This window comes from Agrobacterium cavarae, assembly GCF_004310285.1.
Taxonomy (GTDB): domain Bacteria; phylum Pseudomonadota; class Alphaproteobacteria; order Rhizobiales; family Rhizobiaceae; genus Agrobacterium; species Agrobacterium cavarae.
The window spans coordinates 85,700-108,167 of the sequence record NZ_SISF01000022.1 but is presented as its reverse complement, the minus strand read 5'-3'; the positions used below and the strand labels follow the sequence as shown (position 1 = coordinate 108,167).

Genomic DNA, 22,468 nt, shown 5'->3' with positions numbered 1-22,468 from the left:
TTGCAGAGCGAGAGCGCCATTTCAAAGCCGCAGAATGTCACACGACATGTCGACAAGGTCGGCGTGCTGATCTGCGGCCTGCTCCTCTATGCTGCACTCGTTCCGCCCTTCGTCAGCTTCCGCGCAAACCGTATCGTGCAGGGGGAAGGGCGCTTTCTGCTGGACAGCATGCCGCCCCCTGTCGGTTACGGCCTGATCGGCATCATCATTTTGGCCGCGGCGGTGGCGCTGTTCGTCGCCAACACAAAGGTCCGTTTGGCGACGGCCTTTGCGGCACTGGTCGCGCTGGCCGTTGCGGTCGGCCTTTCGGCGTCGTCTCTCATTCCGCCTGAAAACACCTATGCCCGCGTGTCGGCGGCCAGTGGTTCTTGGCTTTTGCTCGCCGGGCTGGTGGTTCTGGCGACGGATGCGATCGCGAGGCTTGATCCAAAGCCTCTGACACGTCTCATCCTTCTGGCTTTGTCATTGCTTCTTCTCAGCGCCTTCCTGCTCTCTGGCCTGTGGAAGGATCTCTCGATCATGAAGGAGTATCAGAGCCGCTCCGATATCTTCTGGACGGAAGCGCAGCGCCACCTTCAACTGGCCTTGGGCTCCGTCTTCGCCGCCATGCTGGCCGGCATTCCTCTGGGAGTGCTCTGTTTCAAGGTGGAGCGCATCCGCGCCGCCATGCTGAACAGTCTCAACATCATCCAGACGATCCCATCCATCGCGCTCTTCGGCCTCCTGATTGCGCCGCTGGGCTGGATCGGCACCCATGTCCCGGGCGCCTCGCAGATCGGTATCCGCGGTATCGGCGCCGCTCCGGCCTTCGTTGCGCTGTTTCTTTATTCCCTGCTCCCGATCGTTTCCAATACGGTCGTCGGGCTCACAGGCGTTTCACCCGCCGTGCGTGATGCGGCGCGCGGTATTGGCATGACGGGCCGGCAAAGCCTGTTCAAGGTGGAGTTTCCGCTGGCGCTTCCCATTATCTTGACCGGCATCCGCATCGTGATGGTGCAGAACATCGGGCTTGCGACGATTGCGGCGCTCATCGGCGGCGGGGGCTTCGGCGTCTTCGTCTTCCAAGGGATTGGCCAAACGGCCATGGACCTCGTTCTTCTCGGAACCATCCCGACCGTCATCCTGGGATTTGCCGCGGCAATTCTGCTGGATGCCCTGATCGACAGCAAGCTCCTGTCACGAGGAAAAGCCACATGATCGAAATCGAAGGCCTCACCAAAAGATATGGCGAAGCGACGGTCGTCGATAAAGTGAGCCTCGCTGTCCAACCCCAAAGCGTTACCGTCATCGTCGGCACATCCGGCTCGGGCAAGACGACGCTTCTGCGCATGATCAATCGTCTCGTCGAGCCGACCTCGGGCCTTATTCGTATTGATGGGCGCAATGTTCTGGATCTGCCAGGCTTCGAGCTTCGTCGCAGCATCGGTTATGCCATTCAGGGGCATGGGCTTTTTCCGCATCGGACAGTGGGGCAGAACATTGCGGCCGTGCCGGAACTGCTTGGCTGGGATCGGCAGCGGGTCTCGGCGAAAGTCCAGGAACTGCTTACCCTTTTTCAACTTGACCCAAAGCTTTATGCCGACCGCTTCCCAAGCGAACTCTCGGGAGGTCAGCAGCAGCGCGTCGGCGTGGCGCGAGCGCTGGCAGCCGAGCCGAACATTCTTTTGATGGACGAACCCTTCGGTGCGCTCGACCCGATCATCCGCGCCAAGGCGCAGGAAGATCTCCTGGCAATTCAGAAGAAACTCGGTGTCACCATCGTGCTCGTCACCCACGATATGGATGAGGCCTTCTTCCTGGCGGATCGGATTGCCGTCATGGATAAGGGAAAGGTCGTGCAATATGGACCACCGGCGGAGCTCGTCCTCAACCCGGCAACGCCATTCGTCAGAACGCTGATCGGCGAGCGGGAAAGGCCTTTACGGCTTCTTTCCGTAGCAACCGTCTCCGAGATCGTCGAACCCGGAGAGGCGGAAGGCGAACCGCTCACCGGCAGCCTTAGCCAACGCGATGCACTGTCCGCCATGCTCTGGGCGGGAAGAGACAGTCTCCCGGTTGTCGGCACCGACGGGCAGAAGATCGGCCGCATCCGGCGCGAAACTCTGCTGCAGCAAGCTGCGGGCCGTTCATGACGCGCGCGCACCCAAAAGCGCTGCTCGGACCTCCGCTCCTGTTGGGGCTGGCGCTGCTGCTCGTCGTCTTTTTGGCGACACCAGGCACTTTCGCGCCGATCTTCTCACCGCTTGTCCAGACCAACGCACCCGCTATCTACCAGCAGGCCAATCTTCTGTCCCTCACGCTATCCCATCTTGCAATTGTCGGGGTGGCGACGGCGGCTGCCACACTGGTGGCCGCGACACTCGCCATTCTGGTCAGCCGGCCGTTTGGTCGAGAATTCCTGCCGTTGTCGCGCAGCATCGTCAATATCGGCCAGACGTTTCCGCCGGTTGCCGTGCTTGCACTTGCGGTGCCGATCATGGGATTTGGGCAGAAGCCAACACTGGTGGCGCTGTTTCTCTATGCCCTACTTCCCGTCTTCGAAAACACCCTTACGGGCCTGACCACAGTTCCGGCATCAATCACTGAAGCAGCCCGCGGTGCGGGCATGACCGGGTGGCAAAGGCTGTGGAAGATCGATATCCCGCTTGCAATGCCTGCGATCCTCGCCGGCATTCGCCTTTCCGCCGTCATCAGCCTCTCAACCGCGACGATCGGCTCGACCGTGGCAGCGCGCACGCTGGGCGAGGTCATCATTGCCGGTCTGCAATCCAACAATCTTGCCTTCATCCTGCAGGGCGGTTTGATCGTGGCGGCACTTGCCGTTTTGATCCACAGTGTGTTTTCGACGCTGGAAGCCAAGGCCGCACATCGTGCCGGTCGGTAACGCATTTTGTCTAGACAAATTATTTCCCTTATGAATTAATGCCCCCTAAAGAAGCGGAGAAAATCGCCGCTCAAAAATAAAGCAACAGGGGATCGATCATGAGAAAGACACTGGGTTCTACCCTTTTCGCCGCCGCACTTTTTGCCACTGCGGCCCATGCTGAAACGTCCGTCACCATCGGCATGTCCGGCTGGACCGGCTTTGCGCCGCTGACACTCGCCAAGGAAACGGGTATTTTTGAAAAGAACGGCCTCAAGGTCGATATCAAGAAAATCCCGCAGGCAAGCCGCCATCTGGCGCTGGCGTCTGGTGACATCCAATGCGCGGCAACCACCGTCGAAACCTGGGTGGCATGGAACGCCAATGGCGTGAAATCCACGCAGATCTTCCAGATGGACAAGTCGCATGGTGCGGATGGCATGGCGGTTCGCAATGACATTGCCAAGATTTCCGACCTGAAGGGCAAAACCATCGCCGCATCGGCCCCTGGTACCTCGCCATACTTCTTCCTCGCCTGGATCCTCAAGGAGAACGGCCTGACGCTCAAGGACGTCAAGGTGGTAAACCTTGAGCCCGGCCCGGCAGCGCAAGCCTTCGTCGCCGGCCAGAACGATGCCGCCATGACCTATGAGCCCTATCTGTCGACGGTTCGTGCCGCACCTGACAAGGGCAAGATCATCGCCACCACGCTGGATTATCCAGCCGTCATGGACACCTTCGGCTGCACGCCGGAATTCCTGAAAGCCCATCCGGAAGCGGCAAAGGCATTGGCGACAAGCTATTTCGAAGCGCTCGAGGCCATCAAGGCCGATCCTGAAAAGGCTTACGCCACGATGGGCGCGGATGTGAAGCAGTCGGGCGAGGCCTTCGGCAACTCCGCCAAGTTCCTCGAATGGCAGGACAAGGCAGCCAACCAGACGTTCTTCGAAGGCGAGTTTAAGACCTTCTCGGAGAAGGCTGCCGATCTGCTTCTTGAAATCGGCGTCATCAAGTCGAAGCCTGATCTTTCGACGCTCGCCGATACCTCCTTCATCAAGTAATCGGCCATCACGTAATCACATCGGGCGCGGCTTGCCGCCGCGCACCGCCTCATGACTGCCGGGATCGACATGCAGCCACTACAGCCTATCAGACACAGCACGCGGATTGCGCTCGGCATCCTGTTCTTCGTGCTGTTCTTCCTCGCCTGGGGTATCGCGACATTGGGTGGGTTCGTTTCGCCGACCTTCCTCGCAGACCCCATCACCATGCTGAATGACGGGATCTATCTGATCACCGCGCAAGGCTTCTCCTATGATATCGGCATGACCATCTGGCGCGTGGTGGGCGGCTTCGTCCTGGCTTCGATCATCGCCGTACCGCTGGGCATCGCCATGGGTGCTTACAAACCGATCGAAGCGTTGCTCGAACCTTTCGTCTCCTTTGCCCGTTATCTTCCCGCTTCAGCTTTCGTACCGCTGCTAATCCTGTGGGCCGGCATCGGGGAAATGCAGAAGCTGCTGGTGATTTTCATCGGCGCAGTGTTTCAGATCATCCTCATGGTGGCCGTTGCCGTTGCCGCAACGAGGCGTGATCTCGTCGAGGCTGCCTATACGCTCGGTGCCAAGGATCGCGGCGTTGTGCGCCGGGTTCTCATTCCCGCCAATGCACCGGATATTGCCGAGATTCTACGGCTCGTTCTCGGCTGGGCCTGGACCTATGTCATCGTTGCGGAATTGATCGGCGCGTCGTCCGGCATTGGCTATATGATCATCAACAGCCAGGCGCTGATGGCGACCGGCCAGATCATTTTCGGCATCATCGTCATCGGTGTCATCGGACTTATCTCGGACTTTGCCTTCAAGTCTCTCAATCGCAAACTGTTCGCCTGGAGGCTTGCCTGATGAATGAACTCGTCATCCAGGGCGTGAGCCGCACCTTTCCGGGCGTGCGTGGCGGCACGCCGACACTTGCCCTGCAGCCGACGGATCTCGAAATTCCCAGGAACGACTTCGTCACCATTCTCGGGCCATCCGGCTGCGGAAAGTCGACGCTGCTTCGTATCATCGCCGGCCTCGATCGCCCGACAACCGGCAAGGTTCTGCTGGCTGGCCAGGAGGTGAAGGGACCGGGCGCCGATCGCGGCATGGTTTTCCAGTCCTACACGCTGTTTCCCTGGCTCACTATCCGCGAAAACGTGGCCTTTGGCCTGCGCGAGCGCGGGGTAGCGGAGAAGGAGAAGTGGGAGATCGTCGATAGCTACATCGACAAGGTGGGCTTGAGAGGCTTCGAGAACCACTGGCCGAAACAACTGTCCGGCGGCATGCAGCAGAGAACGGCAATTGCCAGAGCGCTGGCCAACGGTCCGCGCATTCTGCTGCTCGATGAACCCTTCGGCGCGCTGGACAACCAGACGCGAGGCCTCATGCAGGAACTGCTGCTGGGCATCTGGGAGCGGGAGCAGAAGACGGTGATCTTCGTGACGCATGATATCGAGGAAGCGGTCTTCATGGCCAACCGTGTGGTCACGATGTCGGCGCGTCCCGGTCGCATCAAGTCGATCACCCCGGTCGATCTTCCGCATCCGCGTCATTACACCGTCAAGGCAAGCCCTGAATTCTCGGAGCTGCGTGCGCGGCTGACAGAGGAAATCCGCGGTGAGGCTATTGTGGCAGCCACCCATGGCTAAGCCTTGGCGACGGTGGTAGCAGACGGGCTATTAAAGCCTGTGCGTCGTATTGGACGCACAAAAGACGCTTTATCTTTTTGAATATACGCATCGTGCTTTTCCGAAAATCGATGCCGATTTTCGAGCCGATGCCGTAAACGGAACGAAAACCATGGCTGAAGCGGCGGCACCGCAGGAAAGGTCCTTACACGAACGCATCATGAGCGACGTGGAAGGCCGGATTCTGTCGGGCGAATGGCCCCCCGGCTATCGTATTCCCTTCGAGCACGAGCTGACGAAGGAATATGACTGTTCCCGCATGACGGTGAACAAGGCGCTGACCGAATTGGTCAAAAAGGGCCTGATCGAGCGCCGCCGTCGCTCCGGCAGCTTCGTCACACGGCCGCACGCCCAATCCGCCGTTCTGGAAATCCACGATATCCAGCGCGAAGTTCAGCAGATGGGCCTGACCTACGGTTATCATCTGGATCATCGCGAGTTGCGCAAGGCCACAGCGCAGGATCGCGCCGCCCTGGAGGTAAAGGCGGGGGCCAGCATTCTCTCGCTGACCTGCCGGCACTTCACCGGCGACATACCGTTTTGTCTTGAGGATCGCATCGTCAACGTGTCCGCCGTGCCCGAGGCAAAGGATGCGGATTTCTCCTCGGTGGGTCCGGGGTCATGGCTTTTGCAGATGGTCCCCTGGAGTGCTGCCGAGCACCGCATCCGCGCCATCTCCGCCGATCGTCGGATCGCCGATGCGCTGGCCATTCCTGTCGGTACCGCTTGCCTCGTCGTTGAGAGACGGACTTGGCATGGTCAAGTCTATGTCACCCATGTCACGGTGACCTATCCCGGCGAGCGTCATGAACTCGTGGCGCAATTCCTGCCAATGCAACAGCAGTGATGGTGCACGAGCGGAGGCGCAGAAACATCGCTTCATCACGCATGTTTTTGTAAAAGATGAGTTTACAGCTCCGGTTTCCGCAATGTATTAGTGGCTAATCTTACTCCACTTATAGCGGAGCGGGCTTGCATGTCCGCTACCTTGGTGCGGGTGAGGGCTCTATGCCGATGCGTCTGGTCGTCGTGCAGTACAGAAAACCCGGGACCATCTGATGACCTCCATACTCTCGATTTCTTCGTCCAATCCTGTCATGGCATCCTGGACTCGCTGCCGACCCATGGCGCTGGCGGTGACTGTCTTGATCTGCGCCTCCTCCGTGCAGGCGGTTGCCCAGACGGCGGCACCCTCAGAGAACATGCCTGCGACCACTCAGACGGAGCAGGTTCCTTCGCCGGCTACGAATTCCGCCCCATCCGCCCCCACTCAGCCCTCGCAGACGCCACAGGCGCAGCAAGCCGCACCACAGAATCAGCAGGCGCCTGCAGCGGCTGCTCCGGCCACGGAAGCTCCGGCTCAGCCGTTGGACGCACAGGCACCTGCATCAGCAGAGCCGCCGGCAGCACAGCCAGCGCCATCCGGCGAGGCTCTTTCTGCGGTGGAGGTCAGTGCCGATGAACGGTCCGATATTCCGCACAACCTCTCTCCCTGGGGCATGTTCATGGCGGCCGATTGGGTCGTCAAAAGCGTCATGATCGGCCTTGCTCTCGCCTCGCTCATCACCTGGACGGTCTGGCTGGCGAAATCGATCGAGCTTGGCGCCGCGCGCGTGCGGGCGGGCTCGACGCTGAAAATCGTTCACAAGGCGAAAACGCTGGCGGAAGCCACAGAGGCGGTAGAGAGCAAGGGCGGTCCCGCGGCCTTGATGTTGCGCATGGCCTCATATGAGATGCAGCTCTCCGACGCGGTTGTGGCTCATACCGATGGCGGAGGCATCAAGGAACGCATCTCCTCCATCCTGTCGCGTATCGAAACCCATGCGGGACGCCGCATGTCGCGCGGCACAGGTGTGCTGGCCTCGATCGGCTCGGTATCACCTTTCGTTGGTCTCTTCGGCACGGTCTGGGGCATCATGAACGCCTTTATCGGCATTTCCGAATCGCAGACGACGAACCTTGCGATCGTGGCGCCCGGCATTGCCGAAGCCTTGCTGGCAACGGCAATCGGTCTTGTGGCCGCCATTCCTGCCGTGGTGATCTACAACGTCTTTGCCCGTTCCATTACCGGCTATCGTCATCTGCTGGCCGATGTCGCCGCTGGCGTCGAACGTCTGGTCAGCCGTGACCTCGATTTCCGCCGCATCCCACCGGGCAGCGCCAGCAAGCCCCAGGTTTCCCTGGTAGGACGATAAGATCATGGCAGGCGGTATTCGAGAAAGCCACGGGGACGACCTTCCCGAAAACCACGAAATCAACGTCACGCCGTTCATCGACGTGATGCTGGTGCTGCTCATCATCTTCATGGTGGCAGCACCGCTTGCGACCGTGGATGTCAATGTCGACCTTCCGGCTTCGACAGCAAAACCGGCCGAGCGCCCCGATGAGCCTCTTTATCTGACGGTGAAGGACGACCTCTCGCTCAATATCGGCAATGATGCGGTGGCGCGTGAAGCCCTTGCTTCCAGCCTGGATGCCAAGACAGGCGGCAAGAAGGATACGCGCATCTTCCTGCGTGCCGACAAGGCCGTCGACTACGGCCATTTCATGGAAATCATGAACCTCCTGCGTGATAGCGGCTATCTTAAGATCGCGCTTGTCGGGTTGGAGGGCACTGCAGGTTCTGCGCCAGCAGGCGCACCGGTTTCCAACTCCGGCCAGTCCAGCCAGCCTTCACTTGCCCCAAATGGAGGGACGCAGTGACGGACCCCGTCTACCCTCGCTCCAGACAATCCCGCCTGGGAGAGATCGCACTCTGGTCCGTCGCGGCACTGGTGATGATCTCAGTGCATGCCGCAGGCGCCTATTATCTGATGCAGGAAAAGCCCGAAGAGCAGGGCGATAACGCGCCTCAGGCGGCGATCATGATTGAGCTTGCGGCCCTGCCGGAGGCCGTCAATACCGAAGAAACGGTCGAAGCCAATGACGAGGTCGAGACGGAAGAGGTCAAAAGCAACGTCACCCAGCCTGTCGAAGAACCGCCGCCCGTAGAACCTCCGCCGGAGCCGGTTCCAGAGCCTGTCGTTGAAGAGCCGCCAGTGGAGCCCGAGCCTACCCCCGAAGTGCCACCAGAGGTGGTGCAGCAGCCTGTGGAGGAGCCCGCGCCGCCAGAACCGGTGCAGGAAGTCGATCCCATCGAGCAGCAGCAGGTGGCGGAACTCGAAAATGTCGAGGTTCCGCTTCCTGTGCTTCGTCCACCTCCGCCACCGGTACAAAAGAAGGTGGAGAAGGAAAAAGAGCCGGAAAAGAAGCGAGTGCAAAAGCCGACGCCGGCGCCCCAGCAATCTCAGCGCCGCGATATCGCCAAGGCTGAGGCGACGCAGTCGGACAAAACGGCGGCGTCTCGCAACAGCGCTGGCTCTGCATCGTCTTCAATCTCTCCGGCAGACTGGGCGTCGAAAGTTCAAAGCGCTGTTGCCCGACGTATCGTTCGCGGTGCAGGACGTTCAGGAATGACGGTGACAGTGTCCTTCGTCGTGCAAAACGACGGGTCGATTGGCAGGCTCAGCGTGGTAAAATCCACAGGCGATGAAGCCGTCGATGCCAAAATCAAATCGTCGATTGGCAGAGCCTCGGTCTCGACCCCGCCGCCGGGTGCGCAGACGTCCTTCGTCGTTCCCGTCCAGATCAGATAGCGGTCGCCTGCAAGGCGACCGTCTTGTATCTGGCGTCAATTCTCCACGGTGAATTGCACCACATCCGCCGGAAAGCGGCTGGTGCCGAACTGGATCGGCTGGCCGTCCATGTCGACATTCAAGGAATCGGAGACGAGGAGAATGGCCCCTGGGGACAATTCGAGATCCGCCAGATCGTCGGCCTCCGCATGCCGGGCAGACACGATGGTTGATGCCCGGACATAGTCTTCCACGCCCGATCGCTTCAGCGCCTCTGTAATTGAGCCCGTGTCTTCATAGTCAGTGGCGATGCCGCCGAAGCGCTCAGCGGGAAACCAGGATGTCGAGCGAGACACTGGCTTCTGATCGACCTTTCGCAGCAACTCCAGCCGGATCAGTGGCGTACCCGGCGCAACATTCAGCTTATCGGCAAGAGCTGTCGTCGCTCCCTCGAGGGAATGCGCCAAGAGCAGCCCTTCCATTTCCCGTGCCTGATCGCCAAGACCAGTGGTAAAACGCGTTCGCTTCGAGATCGGGAAATTCAGGCGATCTTTTCGGGTGATGAGTGTACCGCGGCCTTGCAGCGCCTGAACGATGCCTTCATCCGCAAGCGCTGCAATGGCGCCTCTGACGGTATGGCGATTGACGCCGAAGCGCTCCGCCAGCACCATTTCAGACGGTAACATGCCGGTGCCGTCATATTCGCCCGCAGCAATCGCCGTTCTGATCCTGTCGGCAATCTGGCGCCAAAGCGCCACGCCATTCTTCTTTCGCATATTGTTCGTCAGGGTCATGTCACACGCTTGTCATGCTGGAGGCTTACATCTAAGCTATCTTGTATGGTTGTCTATATCAATAGACGTTTGAGGATAAAATGAACGAACCGACCGAAATTCAAGAGGCGAGAAAGCGGGCCGCAGGGCTGCTGGCCCGTGCGACGGTTGAAGAGCTTCTCAATTGCTGGAGCGCTCTGGATACCAAGCCGCAAGTCGAAAAGGTGCGTGGACCGGAAACCGGGCTCGTTATGGTGCGCGGAAAGATCGGCGGCGGCGGTTCGCCCTTCAATCTCGGAGAAGCGACCGTGACGCGCGCCACCGTCAAGCTTGCCTCCGGCACGATCGGCCATGCCCATGCGCTCGGCACCAGCCGCAAGCAGGCTTGGTACGCAGCGATCGCCGATGCGCTTTGGCAAGAAGAGACGACCCGTCCTCTCGTTGAGCGTGAGGTCCTCTCGGTGGTCGCGTCTCGGCTTGAAAAGCGCAAGACCGACGCCATCCAGCAAACCGCCGCAACCCGCGTCGATTTCTTCACCATGGTACGGGGAGACGACTAATGTCCGCCAAAGCAAACATCGTAACCGGCGGCTTTTCCGATCCGGTCTTCGATTCCCAGCACATCTTCAAGGCTGCCATGGACGGCATGGCGCGGCCGGGAAAGCTGCAGTCGTTCGATCTGCCGATCCAGCCGCCAAGCCCTCTCGGCAAGGCCGCAGGCGGCATTCTTCTCACCCTTTGCGATTACGAAACGCCCGTGTGGATGAACGGTGCCTTTTCGAAATCCGTCGTTCCAAGCTGGCTGAGCTTCCACACCGGAGCGCAGATGGCGCCCACCAAGGCTGAAGCCCGTTTCGCGGTTCTGGATGCCGGAAGCACGCTGTCCTCCTTCGATCTCTTCGCTCAGGGTAGCCAAGAATATCCCGACCGCTCCGCAACCGTGATCATCGAAGTACCGGATCTGACCGGCGGCCCGGCCTTGCGCCTTTCCGGCCCAGGCATTCGCGAGAGCGAGATCATCCGCCCTTCAGGCTTGCCCGACATCTTCGTGCGGCTTTGGAGCGAGAACCGCGCGGTCTTCCCCCGCGGCGTCGATGTTATCCTCACCTGCGGCAGCCACTTCATCTGCCTGCCGCGCTCCACCCGTATAAAGACGGAGGCCTGAGCCATGTATGTTGCCGTAAAGGGCGGAGAAACCGCCATTGCCAATGCACACCGCCTGCTGGCCGATCGCCGTCGTGGAGACCGCAACCTGCCGGCCATGACGATTGGCCAGATCGTCGAACAGCTTGGCCTGGCCGTCGACCGGGTGATGGCCGAAGCCTCACTTCATGATCGCTCGCTCGCAGCTCTTGCCGTCAAGCAATCGCGTGGGGACATGATCGAGGCGATCTTTCTGCTGCGCGCCTATCGCACGACACTGCCACGTTTCGGTTATTCCAACCCGGTGGAAACAGGCGAGATGCTGGTCGAGCGCCGCGTGTCGGCGACCTACAAGGATCTGCCCGGCGGACAGTTGCTGGGCCCGACCTTCGACTACACCCACCGCCTGCTCGATCCGTCGCTTCTCGAAGATGGAGAGGTGGAGGAGCCTGTCCTGCGCGATTCAGAAGCCGAACACATCATGCGCGTCTCGGAAATTCTGGCGGAAGAAGGCCTGATCGAAAGTGATGGTGATATGCCGGAAGATCATATTCCCGGCGATCTGACGCGTGAACCGATGGAATTTCCCATGGCACGTGATTTGCGGCTGCAGTCGCTTGCCCGCGGCGATGAAGGTTTCCTCCTCGCATTGGCCTATTCAACCCAGCGCGGCTACGGCCGCAACCATCCCTTCGTTGGTGAAGTCAGAATTGGCGAGGTGGAGGTCGAGCTGGATATCCCCGAACTCGGCTTTGCCGTCTCCATCGGCGATATTCAGGTGACAGAGTGCCAGATGGTGAACCAGTTCAAGGGTTCGGCCAAGGCGCCGCCGCAATTCACTCGCGGCTACGGCCTAGTCTTCGGGCAAAGCGAACGCAAAGCCATGGCAATGTCGCTGGTGGACCGGGCGTTACGCGCAGACGAATTCGGTGAGGACAGAACCGCACCGGCTCAGGACGAAGAATTTGTGATTTCGCATGCGGACAATGTTCAGTCGACAGGTTTCGTGGAGCATCTGAAACTCCCGCACTATGTCGATTTCCAGGCTGAACTTGGTCTCGTCAGAAAGATGCGCGCCGATTTCGAGGCTGCGCAAAGATCAGATGAAAGTTGGTTGAACGATGCTGCCGAATAAAGACTTGGTCTCAGCGCTGCTCGTTGAACCAGTATGCGCAAAATACGCTGGATGCTGCAAATACAGTGAAGAACAGCGCAATGAGAATTCCGATCTCCATGATCATTTACTCCTGACATCCGTTGTGACTTACGGAAGGACAACGCACGATGCTTGAAGAAGTTTCATTTGAAGAGACCTTCACCGATGAAGGTCTCGCTACGTACAATTTCGCCTATCTGGACGAACAGACCAAGCGGATGATCCGCCGCGCTATTCTGAAGGCCATCGCCATACCCGGCTACCAGGTGCCGTTTGCCTCGCGTGAGATGCCCATGCCCTACGGCTGGGGAACGGGCGGCGTGCAGGTGACAGCCTCGATCCTCGGGCCGCAGGATGTGCTGAAGGTCATCGACCAGGGGGCGGATGATACGACCAATGCCGTCTCCATCCGTGCCTTCTTCCAGAAGGTTGCCAATGTCGCCGTCACCACGCATACCAAGGAAGCCACCGTCATCCAGACCCGTCACCGCGTTCCGGAAGAAACGCTGACGGAAGGTCAGGTGCTGGTCTACCAGGTGCCGATCCCTGAGCCTTTGCGCTTCCTCGAGCCACGCGAGACCGAGACCCGCGTCATGCACGCGCTGGAAGAATATGGCCTGATGCATGTGCGTCTCTATGAGGACATTGCCCATAATGGTCGCATTTCCAAAACCTACGCCTATCCGGTGAAGGTCGCAGGACGATACGTCATGGACCCGTCGCCGACGCCGAAATTCGACAATCCGAAAATGCACATGTCGGAAGCCTTGCAGCTCTTCGGTGCCGGGCGTGAAAAACGTATCTATGCCGTGCCGCCTTACACCGAAGTCGTCAGCCTCGATTTCGACGACCATCCCTTCGAGATTCAGACCTTCGACAAGCCCTGTGCGCTGTGTGGTGCGGACCATGTCTATCTCGATGAAGTCATCCTGGATGATCGGGGCGGGCGCATGTTCGTCTGCTCCGATACCGACCATTGCGAAGATCGGCGCGAACATGGCCATCGCGGCCATCTGCTGGCCGATGTGAAGGAGGCCGCAGAATGAGCGACCAGCCGCTTTTGAAAGTCCGCGACGTATCCAAATATTACGGCGACCGCGCGGGTTGCCGCAACGTCTCCTTCGATCTTTGGCCGGGCGAAGTCCTGGCGATCGTCGGCGAATCCGGTTCCGGCAAGACCACGCTGCTGAACTGCATTTCCACCCGGCTGATGCCGACCACCGGCAGCGTCGAATATCGCATGCGCGACGGGTCTCTGCGCGATCTCTACCATATGGGCGAGGCGGAACGCCGTTTCCTCATGCGTACCGATTGGGGCTTCGTTCACCAGAATCCGGCTGACGGTCTGCGCATGACGGTATCTGCCGGCGCTAATGTCGGCGAACGGCTGATGGCGGTCGGCAACCGGCATTATGGCAATATCCGCAACACCGCCAGCGAATGGCTGGAGCGGGTGGAGATCGGCACCGATCGCATCGATGATCAGCCGCGTGCCTTTTCCGGCGGCATGCGCCAGCGCCTGCAGATCGCCCGCAACCTCGTCACCTCGCCGCGCCTTGTCTTCATGGACGAGCCGACCGGCGGTCTGGATGTCTCGGTCCAGGCAAGGCTTCTCGATCTCGTTCGCGGTCTCGTCAACGATCTTGGCCTGTCCGTCATTGTCGTCACCCATGACCTTGCGGTTGCGCGCCTCCTGTCGCACCGCATGATGGTGATGAAGGGTGGCAACGTCATCGAGCATGGCTTGACCGACCGCGTGCTGGACGATCCGCGCGAGCCCTATACCCAGCTTCTCGTTTCCTCGATCCTGCAGGTGTGACATGCCGACCCCCCTCATTGTTTCGGAAGTCTTCAAAAGCTTCACCATGCATCTGCGTGACGGGATCGAACTGCCCGTTGTGCGCAATGTGAACTTCTCCGTCCAGGCAGGCGAATGCGTCGTGCTTGGCGGGCCTTCGGGGATCGGCAAAAGCTCCATCCTCAAGATGCTATACGGCAACTACGCTATCGATAGCGGCCAGATCCTCATCAAGCATGAGGGACAGATGGTCGATATCGGCAGTGCCGCACCCCGCACAGTGCTCGAAGTCCGTCACCGCAGCCTTGGTTATGTCAGCCAGTTCCTGCGCACCGTCCCGCGCGTCGCCGCCGTCGATGTGGTGGCGGAGCCGCTGCTTGCTCGAAAAGTTCCGGTCGAAGAGGCACGCGAGCGGGCAGGGGAGTTGCTGTCGAAGCTCAACTTGCCACGGGAATTGTGGTCCCTGCCACCCGCCACCTTCTCCGGCGGCGAACAGCAGCGCGTCAACATTGCCCGCGGCTTCATCACCGACCACGCCATCCTGCTTTTGGACGAACCGACGGCGTCGCTCGACGCGGCCAACCGCAAGGTGGTGGTGGAGATGATCCGGCAAAAGAAGGCCGAAGGAACGGCCCTTCTTGGCATTTTTCACGATGAGGAAGTGCGTGAAGCCGTGGCCGATCGCATCCTCGATGTCTCGCAGTTCTCACCCAGAAAGATTGCAGCATGAGTGTCAAAGTTGGCCTGGAACCGGCCATTCACGAAAGCGCCCGCGTCGTCAATTCCAAGCTCGGCCGTTACATCGAGGTCTCGGAGCGCTGCCGCATCGAAGAAGTGGAGATGGACGACTACTCCTACATCATGCAGGACGGTGCCGTCTGGTGCGCGACGATTGGCAAGTTCGTCAATATCGCCGCCTCGGTGCGCATCAACGCAACCAACCATCCCATGTCGCGCGCGACGCTGCACCACTTCACCTACCGCGCCCATAATTATTGGGATGATGCGGAGGACGAGACGGAGTTCTTCGCCGCAAGACGCGCCAGACGCGTCGTCATCGGCCATGATGTCTGGATCGGACACGGCGCGACCATCCTGCCCGGCGTCACCATCGGCAATGGCGCCGTGGTCGGTGCCGGTGCCGTGGTCTCGAAAGATGTTGCACCCTACACCATCGTCGGCGGTGTCCCGGCCAAACTCATCCGGCGCCGTTTTCCAGAAGAGATCGGCGAGCGCATGGACCGACTGGCCTGGTGGGATTGGGATCACGCGAGGCTTCGCGCTGCCCTCGATGATTTCCGTTCGCTCGAAGCGGAAGCCTTTCTTGCCAAGTATGATGGGTAGACGAACACCATCTCCCGTAACGTCAGCCTTGTAACAATTTCTTCATCAAACTGACATTCGCGCTTCACGCACCCCTGATAGGCCGAATCCGAAATAACGAGACTGGATTTGGCCTATGACTTTTCACCTCAAGCAGGTAACGCGCCGCTTCGGCAAATCGACCGCCGTCGACAGCGTGACGCTCGACATCCCCCAGGGCCAGATGGTCGGCGTCATCGGACGTTCGGGTGCAGGCAAATCCACCCTGCTGCGCATGATCAACCGCCTGGTCGATCCCACATCCGGCTCCATTCATTTTGGTGATCTCGAGGTCTCCTCGCTCCGCGGCGCCGCGCTTCGCCACTGGCAGCGCGATTGCGCCATGATCTTCCAGCAATTCAATCTCGTGCCGCGTCTCGACGTTCTGACCAACGTCATGCTCGGTCGCCTCGATCACCGCTCCACGGTCTTGAGCCTGCTCAGCATCTTCACCACCGAAGAGCGTCTGATGGCGATTTCAGCACTGGAGCGCCTGGGGATCGAACATGTGGCCATGCAGCCTGCCGGCACGCTGTCGGGCGGCCAGCAGCAGCGTGTGGCGATCGCACGTGCATTGATGCAGTCACCGCGCATGCTGCTTGCCGATGAGCCCATTGCCTCGCTTGACCCGCTCAACGCAAAAATCGTCATGGATGCGCTGCGCGACATCAATGAGCGCGAAGGCATCACCGTCATCACCAACCTGCACACGCTGGATACGGCCCGCAATTATTGTGAGCGCATCATCGGCATGGCGGCCGGTCGCGTCGTCTTCGACGGCACGCCCGCCGAACTCGATGCCCGCGCGGTCAAGGAAATCTACGGTACTGATTCTCATGGTGCCGGCATCGACGAAACCATGACGTCGACCAGCATCACCATTGAAGGTGCGGAGCTTGCCGCGCGCGCCCAACACCCATCTGCCGGTCCTGAAGCTTCTGCTCCCAAGCCGCTTTCCATGGCTGGACTGTAAGGACTGCACAGCATCGATCCGCCCGCGTCAGGGGCCAATATCACATTCCATATCGTGTCAAACTCCGGCTCGCCGGAAAAACGGAGATAAATCCATGTTGAAGAAAGCTCTTCTTTCGGCGGTTGCACTTGGCCTTCTGGCCGGTTCGGCGCTCGCTCAGGACGTCAAGGTTCTGCGCATCGGCCTCGATGGCGGCGAAAACTCCAACGACCAGCTGCGCAACGCGCAGTGCATTGCCGATGGCCTGAAGGCTGCCACCGGTGTTGAGCAGGTTCAGCTCTTCCCGTCGCCGGACTATAACGGCGTTATCCAGGGTCTGCTGGGCGGCACCATCGACATTGCTTCCATGGGCGCGTCCTCCTACGCCAAGATCGCTATTCAGGACCCGAAGGCTGTCGATCCGATCCTGACATACACCGGCGCTGACGGCTCCAGCGGCTATTACACCATCATGGTTGCCCGCAAGGACTCCGGCATCAAGACGCTGGCAGACGCCAAGGGCAAGAAGCTCGGCTTTGCCGATCCGGACTCCACCTCTGGCTATCTCATCCCGAACGTCGCTCTGCCGAAGGAAACCGGCAAGCCGGTCAAGGAATACTTCTCTGAAACCGGCTTTGGCGGCGGCCATGAGAACCTCGTTCTCGCCGTTCTCGACAAGAAGTTCGATGTCGGCACCACCTTCGGCTCCGGCGTTGGCAAGTGGGAAGAAGGCTATACGTCCGGCAACCTTCACCAGATGGTCGCCAAGGGCAACCTCGACATGGACGATCTGGTTGAAGTCTGGAAGTCGCCACTGATCCCGAACGGTCCGCTGATGGTTGCCAACAAGGTTGGCGAACCGATGAAGCAGAAGATCGAGAACTTCTTCCTTGAACTGCCGAAGAAGGATCTGGCCTGCTTCCAGGGCTTCACCCAGGGCAAGAACAAGGAATACATCAAGGTCGATTCGTCCTTCTACCAGACGATCGTCGACGCGCGTAAGGCCGTGATCGGCGGCTGATTGCCAGCATTTGTATGAGACGGCGGCGTCAGAAAGACGCCGCCGTTTTTTTAAAGCGCAACCCGGGAAAGCCGTCACGCTTCCTGAGGGATGCCGCTGAAACGGTGAGTGAGAGCATCGGTGAATCCATCGTCACCCGCATGGCTCCGGTAAGGACGCAAAAGATATGGCCAGCACGCCAATCACCCCAGATACGTTGGGCGAGACCTCGAAGAAGGTCATGCAGCACTACCAGCAACAGCTGGTCACGCGACGTATCTACACCGGAATCGCCATCGTCGTCTTTCTTGCGCTGCTTTTTGCCTCGCTCGATTTCGCCAATAGCGCGAATTCCGGCAAGTTCTTCGAGCGGCTGCCCTATTTCTTCGATTTTATGAAGACCTTCCTGCCGAACAGCCCGATGGAAGTCGTTCGCGCCATGTTCGATCTGCCGTCACCCTATGCCGATGGCTCGCTGAAATACGACTATGTCTCGGAGCGGGTCTATATCGGCGACGGCTTTTATATTCCGCATTTCTTCTATCAGCTGATCATCACGCTGAATATCGCGCTGGTTTCGACACTGATCGGCACGGCCTTCGCTTTCGCGCTGTGCTTCTTTGCCTCCACCAATCTCGTCGGCGCCGGTGCCGTGCGTTTCGCCGTCAGACGCATGCTGGAAGTGATGCGGGCCTTTCCGGAAATCGTCATCGCCGGACTGCTGACTGCCATCCTTTCGCTCGGGCCCATTGCCGCCATCGTCGCCATCACTATTCATACCGTCGGCGCGCTCGGAAAACTCTTCTTCGAAGTCGTGGAAAACGCCGACATGAAGCCGGATGAGGGCTTGCGGGCATCGGGTGCCAACTGGCTGGAGCGGGTACGCTTTGCCATCGTGCCGCAGGTATTGCCGAATTTCGTCTCCTATGCGCTGCTGCGCGCTGAAATCAATGTGCGCGCCTCCACCATCATCGGTGCTGTCGGCGGCGGCGGTATCGGCGAGGTCTTCCGCCTGGCGATCGGCAATGATCACGCCGCCAAGACCTATGCCATCATCATCATGCTGCTGGTCACCATCATCGCTGTCGACCAGTTTTCCGGCTGGCTGCGCCGCAGGCTGATCGGCCATCAATCCTTTGAATTCGGACGGGGAGCGGCCTGATGTCCACGAGCTTTGTCATCAACGGCGCGGATCGCGAACGCCTTCTTTCGCAATATCCGCAGGTCTTCCAGCAGAGCTTCCTGCGCCGGTACGGCTTGTTCCTCGGCCTCGTCGCGGTTTTCGCCTATCTCGTCATCTGCTTCTTCGCCTTCAATGTCGGTCCGGCCTTGATGAATGGCCGTTGGGAGCGCGCGTCGAGCTATATTCAGGACTGGTATTCCTGGCGCGCTCAGCCGCGACTTCGCTTTGAAGATGGCAAGGTGGTTCCGCAGTGGACGAGCCGTGGTCAATATCCGGCCAATGCCCATATCAGCTGGCTGCAGCCGCTGCCGGATGGCGGCTATAGCGTGATCTATGGCGGTGGGCAGAACCGTATCGATGTCACGCCGACGCAGGCGAACGTCTATATCGACGGCAAGCTCTATCCGGTGACGATCGGCGCAGACCGCGTTACGGCGCCCGCCGGCGCGCCGCCTCAGATTCGCCAGGATGAGAACAAGGTCGTCGTCGAATATGGTTTTGCCGGACAGGCGGAAATCCGCACCTCGCAACTTTACGTCCAGCGCCGTTTCCTCGGTTGGGCCAATTTCTTCTTCGACACACGTTCGCAGTTCTGGGGCAAAAGCTGGGGGGAGCTCGCGTCGCTCGCCCTTTGGCAGCACCGCATCGATCAAGCGCAGTCCAACATTTCGAAAATGGTCGATGACTTTCTGGGGAACGACGTCTGGCAGCATGAGGATATCTTGTCCAAACTGCTGCAGACGCTCGTCATGGCGTTTCTCGGCACGCTGCTCGGCACGCTCGTTGCGTTCCCGCTCGCCTTCATCGCCGCGCGCAACATCACCGCCAACAGGGCGGCAAACTGGGGCATGAAGCGCGTGTTCGATTTCCTGCGCTCCATCGATATGCTGATCTGGGCGCTGTTCTTTACCCGCAGCTTCGGCCCCGGACCGATCCCCGGCATCGCCGCGATCTTCTTCACCGATACCGGCGCGCTTGGAAAGGTCTATGCCGAGGCGCTGGAAAATGTCGATGACAAGCAGCGCGAGGGCGTGAAGTCTGTCGGTGCGTCGCCCATGATCGTCAATCGCTATGGCGTCATTCCGCAAGTGCTTCCGGTTTTCATCTCGCAGTCGCTCTATTTCTGGGAAAGCAACACCCGCTCCGCCACCATTATCGGCGCGGTCGGGGCCGGCGGTATCGGCCTCAAGCTTCTGGAAGCCATGCGCACCAATCAAGATTGGGACAAGGTCGCCTATATGGTGCTGTTGATCCTCATCGTTGTCTTCCTTTTTGACAATATGTCGAACGCGATTCGCTCCCGCCTGATCGGGAAACCGCATCACTAAACTCGACGTCCATATCCGGCAAATTTGTCTGGCGATATCATCATTCTGTCATGGAAAAGGTCTACCTCGCACTTCTGACCTTGCGGGGTAGAGACGAGTCGTCTCAAATGACGCTTCCGCTGTTTTCATGACGTTTGAAAGTGCGACATCGTGCGCTACGCTCTCTATTTTTCGCCTTCCGCCACTGATCCGCTGACTGAGACAGCGTCGCGGTGGCTGGGGCGCCACGCCTTTTCCGAAGAGGTGTTTGACGATTACGTGAGCTTCGCCGATGTGACGGAAGATCCGAGACGCTACGGCTTCCACGCCACGCTGAAAGCACCGTTCGAGCTCGCCGCCGACAAAAGCGAAGAGCAACTGGTCGAGGCATTTTCGGCCTTTGCATCCTCACGCACCGCCTTCGATATTCCGGACGTCGTTGTCGGATCGCTCGGACCCTTCTTCGCTCTGGTGCCTGCGGCACTCCACCAGCCGCTCCAGGATTTTGCTGCCGATGTGGTCCAGCATTTCGAGCCCTTCCGCGCGCCCCTCTCCGAGCGCGACATTGCTCGTCGGAAACCCGAGACGCTGAGCGAAAGCCAGCGCGCCAACCTGCATCGCTTCGGCTATCCCTATGTCATGGACGATTTCCGCTTCCACATGACCCTGACCGGGCCGGTGAGTGACGGACGCAGCGACGAGATGGCGGATATCCTCACCAAGACATTTGCCGGCTTCATCCATCGCCCGCTGACGATCTCTGGCCTTGGCCTTTTCGTCGAAAAGGAGCGGGGCGAAGCCTTTACCGTTCATAGCTGGCAGCCACTGGCTGCTCCCAATACGAAAGATGTCCGAAATGGCTGAACATGTCCTATCCAATGCGCGCATCGTGCTGTCCGACGATGTCGTCCAAGGCTCCGTCCTGATCCGCGATGGCGTGATTGCCGATATCAGTGAGGGTTCATCAAGAACCGGCGACGATTTCGAAGGCGACTATTTGATCCCCGGCCTCGTCGAATTGCACACCGACCACCTGGAGCAGCATTATTCGCCCCGCCCGGGTGTAACCTGGGACAAGATCGCCGCCATTCAGGCGCATGATGCGCAGGTCGCATCCTCCGGCATCACCACCGTCTTCGATTGCCTGCGTCTTGGCTCGGATGAGGATGGCGGCTTTGCGCGCGGCGAAATGCGCGACATGGCCGACGCCATCGAAAAGGCGAAGGGTGAAGATCGCCTTCGCTCCGACCACCTGCTGCATCTACGCTGCGAAGTCGCCTCCGCCGACGTGCTGGAGCATTTCGAAGACTTCGAAAACGATCCGCATGTGCGGCTGATCTCGCTGATGGACCATTCCCCAGGCCAGCGTCAGTTCCAGACGATGGATCAGTACGTCATGTTCTACCAGAAGAAGCGCGGCTTGAGTGACGAAGCCTTCAAGGCTTTTGTCGATCGACGCGTCTCTGCCTCGGAAAAATTCTCTGGCAAGCACCGCGACTATCTGTCGGCCCGCTGCGCCGAGCGCGGCATCACAGTGGCAAGCCACGACGATGCGACGGAAGCGCATGTCGAGGAAGCCATTGGCCACGGTGTGCGGCTTGCCGAATTTCCAACGAGTGTCGAGGCTGCCCAAGCCTCGCACACCGCTGGCATGAGTGTGCTGATGGGCGCCCCGAACATCGTTCGCGGCAAATCCCATTCCGGCAATATTGCTGCCCGCGATCTTGCCGAACTCGGCGTTCTCGACGTGCTGTCGTCGGATTACGTGCCTTTCAGTCTGCTTTACGCACCCTTCCTGCTGGCCGATCAGGTGGAAGGCATCACCCTTCCCAAGGCGCTTGCGATGGTGACGGCAACGCCGGCAAAGACGGTTGGCCTGACGGATCGCGGCTCCATTGCCGAAGGACTGCGTGCAGACCTCGTGCGCGTTCGCCGCGAAAGCGGCGTGCCGGTGGTGCGGAGCGTCTGGCGACAGGGAAAACGTGTCGCATGAGCCTCGCATCGTCTGACTCACTGTCACCAGGCCTCAACCTGCTCGGAACGATGATCGTCGTCGTCGGCCCGAGTGGCGCCGGCAAGGATACGCTCATTGATTATGCCGCAGACCACCTGCGGGATAATCCCGATGTGCATTTCGTCCGTCGTGTCATCACGAGAGACAGCGATGCGGGTGGTGAGAACCACCAGGGCTGCACCGAAGAAGCGTTTCAGCGGAAAAAGGTAGCCGGCGAATTTTGCGTGTCATGGAGCGCCCATGGCCTGCATTACGGCATTCCCGCATCGGTGAAAGAGCATCTGAAGACGGGTGGTGTGGCGGTGGCCAACGGCTCGCGCTCGGCGCTGCCGCATTTCAGAAGTGCTTTCCCGTCATTGAAGGTGGTCGTGGTTACGGCCCGGCCGGAAATTCTGTCGGAGAGGCTGGCAAATCGCGGACGTGAAAGCATGGCCGAGATTATGGGCAGGCTCGATCGTAAGGTCGATGCCATCTGCGATAGTTTCGATGTGACGACCATCGACAATAGTGGCGAGATTGAAGAAGCCGGATCGGCCTTGCTGGCTCTGCTTCAGGATTGTCTGTCGGCTCGCTAG

At 59.6% G+C, this 22,468-nt stretch carries 25 protein-coding genes; 24 read left to right on the top strand and 1 reads right to left on the bottom strand.

What is annotated here, in order from left to right; genetic code table 11:
* From EYC79_RS02985 to EYC79_RS02940, 10 genes are all read left to right on the top strand, one after another.
* Positions 1 to 1,197 (top strand): ABC transporter permease, encoded by a 1,197-nt coding sequence (locus EYC79_RS02985; protein WP_245495174.1) that lies wholly within the window; start codon positions 1 to 3, stop codon positions 1,195 to 1,197.
* On the top strand, positions 1,194 to 2,132 hold the full coding sequence (locus EYC79_RS02980) for an ABC transporter ATP-binding protein (RefSeq protein WP_130977099.1): 939 nt from the start codon (positions 1,194 to 1,196) through the stop codon (positions 2,130 to 2,132). Before EYC79_RS02985 ends, EYC79_RS02980 begins: the two co-directional genes overlap by 4 nt.
* Positions 2,129 to 2,884 carry an ABC transporter permease gene (locus tag EYC79_RS02975; protein WP_130977098.1) on the top strand — a complete coding sequence of 252 codons (756 nt, stop codon included), beginning with the start codon at positions 2,129 to 2,131 and terminating at the stop codon, positions 2,882 to 2,884. The genes EYC79_RS02980 and EYC79_RS02975 overlap by 4 nt, the downstream gene beginning before the upstream one ends.
* A 98-nt stretch (positions 2,885 to 2,982) precedes the next feature.
* On the top strand, positions 2,983 to 3,924 hold the full coding sequence (locus tag EYC79_RS02970; RefSeq protein WP_130977097.1) for an ABC transporter substrate-binding protein: 942 nt from the start codon (positions 2,983 to 2,985) through the stop codon (positions 3,922 to 3,924).
* 69 nt (positions 3,925 to 3,993) lie between these two features.
* The gene (locus EYC79_RS02965) at positions 3,994 to 4,767 is read left to right on the top strand and encodes an ABC transporter permease (RefSeq protein WP_130977118.1); all 774 of its coding nucleotides are present in this window, start codon (positions 3,994 to 3,996) and stop codon (positions 4,765 to 4,767) included.
* Positions 4,767 to 5,552, top strand: a complete 786-nt coding sequence (locus EYC79_RS02960; protein WP_062599077.1) for an ABC transporter ATP-binding protein — start codon at positions 4,767 to 4,769, stop codon at positions 5,550 to 5,552. The genes EYC79_RS02965 and EYC79_RS02960 overlap by 1 nt, the downstream gene beginning before the upstream one ends.
* 151 nt (positions 5,553 to 5,703) lie before the next feature.
* The gene (gene hutC, locus EYC79_RS02955; RefSeq protein ID WP_130977096.1) at positions 5,704 to 6,438 is read left to right on the top strand and encodes a histidine utilization repressor; all 735 of its coding nucleotides are present in this window, start codon (positions 5,704 to 5,706) and stop codon (positions 6,436 to 6,438) included.
* A 211-nt stretch (positions 6,439 to 6,649) separates the two neighbouring features.
* Positions 6,650 to 7,786 carry a tonB-system energizer ExbB gene (exbB, locus tag EYC79_RS02950; protein ID WP_130977095.1) on the top strand — a complete coding sequence of 379 codons (1,137 nt, stop codon included), beginning with the start codon at positions 6,650 to 6,652 and terminating at the stop codon, positions 7,784 to 7,786.
* Between the two features lie 4 nt (positions 7,787 to 7,790).
* On the top strand, positions 7,791 to 8,294 hold the full coding sequence (exbD, locus tag EYC79_RS02945; RefSeq protein ID WP_130977094.1) for a TonB system transport protein ExbD: 504 nt from the start codon (positions 7,791 to 7,793) through the stop codon (positions 8,292 to 8,294).
* Positions 8,291 to 9,226: a TonB family protein gene (locus EYC79_RS02940; protein ID WP_130977093.1), complete on the top strand. Its 936-nt coding sequence runs from the start codon at positions 8,291 to 8,293 to the stop codon at positions 9,224 to 9,226. Before exbD ends, EYC79_RS02940 begins: the two co-directional genes overlap by 4 nt.
* 35 nt (positions 9,227 to 9,261) lie before the next feature.
* On the opposite strand, the gene phnF is transcribed toward EYC79_RS02940, so the two are convergent.
* Positions 9,262 to 9,999 carry a phosphonate metabolism transcriptional regulator PhnF gene (gene phnF / locus EYC79_RS02935; RefSeq protein ID WP_165456946.1) on the bottom strand — a complete coding sequence of 246 codons (738 nt, stop codon included), beginning with the start codon at positions 9,997 to 9,999 and terminating at the stop codon, positions 9,262 to 9,264.
* An 80-nt stretch (positions 10,000 to 10,079) separates the two neighbouring features.
* Here phnF and phnG point away from each other — a divergent pair, with 80 nt between their 5' ends.
* The 14 genes from phnG to phnN all read left to right on the top strand — a co-directional run bounded on the left by phnG (position 10,080) and on the right by phnN (position 22,468).
* Positions 10,080 to 10,538 (top strand): phosphonate C-P lyase system protein PhnG, encoded by a 459-nt coding sequence (gene phnG / locus EYC79_RS02930; protein ID WP_130977092.1) that lies wholly within the window; start codon positions 10,080 to 10,082, stop codon positions 10,536 to 10,538.
* Entirely contained in the window at positions 10,538 to 11,143 is a 606-nt protein-coding gene (gene phnH / locus EYC79_RS02925) for a phosphonate C-P lyase system protein PhnH (protein ID WP_130977091.1), read from the top strand. The genes phnG and phnH overlap by 1 nt, the downstream gene beginning before the upstream one ends.
* A 3-nt stretch (positions 11,144 to 11,146) precedes the next feature.
* The gene (locus tag EYC79_RS02920) at positions 11,147 to 12,256 is read left to right on the top strand and encodes a carbon-phosphorus lyase complex subunit (RefSeq protein WP_113178849.1); all 1,110 of its coding nucleotides are present in this window, start codon (positions 11,147 to 11,149) and stop codon (positions 12,254 to 12,256) included.
* A 149-nt stretch (positions 12,257 to 12,405) separates the two neighbouring features.
* Positions 12,406 to 13,323, top strand: coding sequence for an alpha-D-ribose 1-methylphosphonate 5-phosphate C-P-lyase PhnJ (locus EYC79_RS02915; RefSeq protein ID WP_130977090.1), 918 nt, complete (start codon positions 12,406 to 12,408; stop codon positions 13,321 to 13,323).
* The gene (gene phnK, locus EYC79_RS02910; protein WP_062427272.1) at positions 13,320 to 14,096 is read left to right on the top strand and encodes a phosphonate C-P lyase system protein PhnK; all 777 of its coding nucleotides are present in this window, start codon (positions 13,320 to 13,322) and stop codon (positions 14,094 to 14,096) included. Before EYC79_RS02915 ends, phnK begins: the two co-directional genes overlap by 4 nt.
* 1 nt (position 14,097) lies before the next feature.
* Entirely contained in the window at positions 14,098 to 14,805 is a 708-nt protein-coding gene (phnL, locus tag EYC79_RS02905) for a phosphonate C-P lyase system protein PhnL (protein WP_062427271.1), read from the top strand.
* A complete protein-coding gene (locus tag EYC79_RS02900; protein ID WP_062427270.1) occupies positions 14,802 to 15,419 on the top strand; it encodes a DapH/DapD/GlmU-related protein in 618 nt (205 codons plus the stop codon). Before phnL ends, EYC79_RS02900 begins: the two co-directional genes overlap by 4 nt.
* Before the next feature lie 115 nt (positions 15,420 to 15,534).
* Entirely contained in the window at positions 15,535 to 16,410 is an 876-nt protein-coding gene (phnC, locus tag EYC79_RS02895) for a phosphonate ABC transporter ATP-binding protein (protein ID WP_062443354.1), read from the top strand.
* A gap of 94 nt (positions 16,411 to 16,504) precedes the next feature.
* Positions 16,505 to 17,410: a phosphonate ABC transporter substrate-binding protein gene (gene phnD / locus EYC79_RS02890; protein WP_113266422.1), complete on the top strand. Its 906-nt coding sequence runs from the start codon at positions 16,505 to 16,507 to the stop codon at positions 17,408 to 17,410.
* Between the two features lie 166 nt (positions 17,411 to 17,576).
* Positions 17,577 to 18,551, top strand: a complete 975-nt coding sequence (gene phnE / locus EYC79_RS02885) for a phosphonate ABC transporter, permease protein PhnE (RefSeq protein WP_111850273.1) — start codon at positions 17,577 to 17,579, stop codon at positions 18,549 to 18,551.
* Complete coding sequence (phnE, locus tag EYC79_RS02880; protein ID WP_130977089.1) at positions 18,551 to 19,900, top strand: phosphonate ABC transporter, permease protein PhnE; 1,350 nt, start codon at positions 18,551 to 18,553, stop codon at positions 19,898 to 19,900. Before phnE (EYC79_RS02885) ends, phnE (EYC79_RS02880) begins: the two co-directional genes overlap by 1 nt.
* Positions 19,901 to 20,050: 150 nt before the next feature.
* Complete coding sequence (locus EYC79_RS02875) at positions 20,051 to 20,743, top strand: DUF1045 domain-containing protein (protein ID WP_130977088.1); 693 nt, start codon at positions 20,051 to 20,053, stop codon at positions 20,741 to 20,743.
* Positions 20,736 to 21,872 (top strand): alpha-D-ribose 1-methylphosphonate 5-triphosphate diphosphatase, encoded by a 1,137-nt coding sequence (locus EYC79_RS02870; protein WP_062443340.1) that lies wholly within the window; start codon positions 20,736 to 20,738, stop codon positions 21,870 to 21,872. The genes EYC79_RS02875 and EYC79_RS02870 overlap by 8 nt, the downstream gene beginning before the upstream one ends.
* Entirely contained in the window at positions 21,869 to 22,468 is a 600-nt protein-coding gene (gene phnN / locus EYC79_RS02865; protein ID WP_245495173.1) for a phosphonate metabolism protein/1,5-bisphosphokinase (PRPP-forming) PhnN, read from the top strand. Before EYC79_RS02870 ends, phnN begins: the two co-directional genes overlap by 4 nt.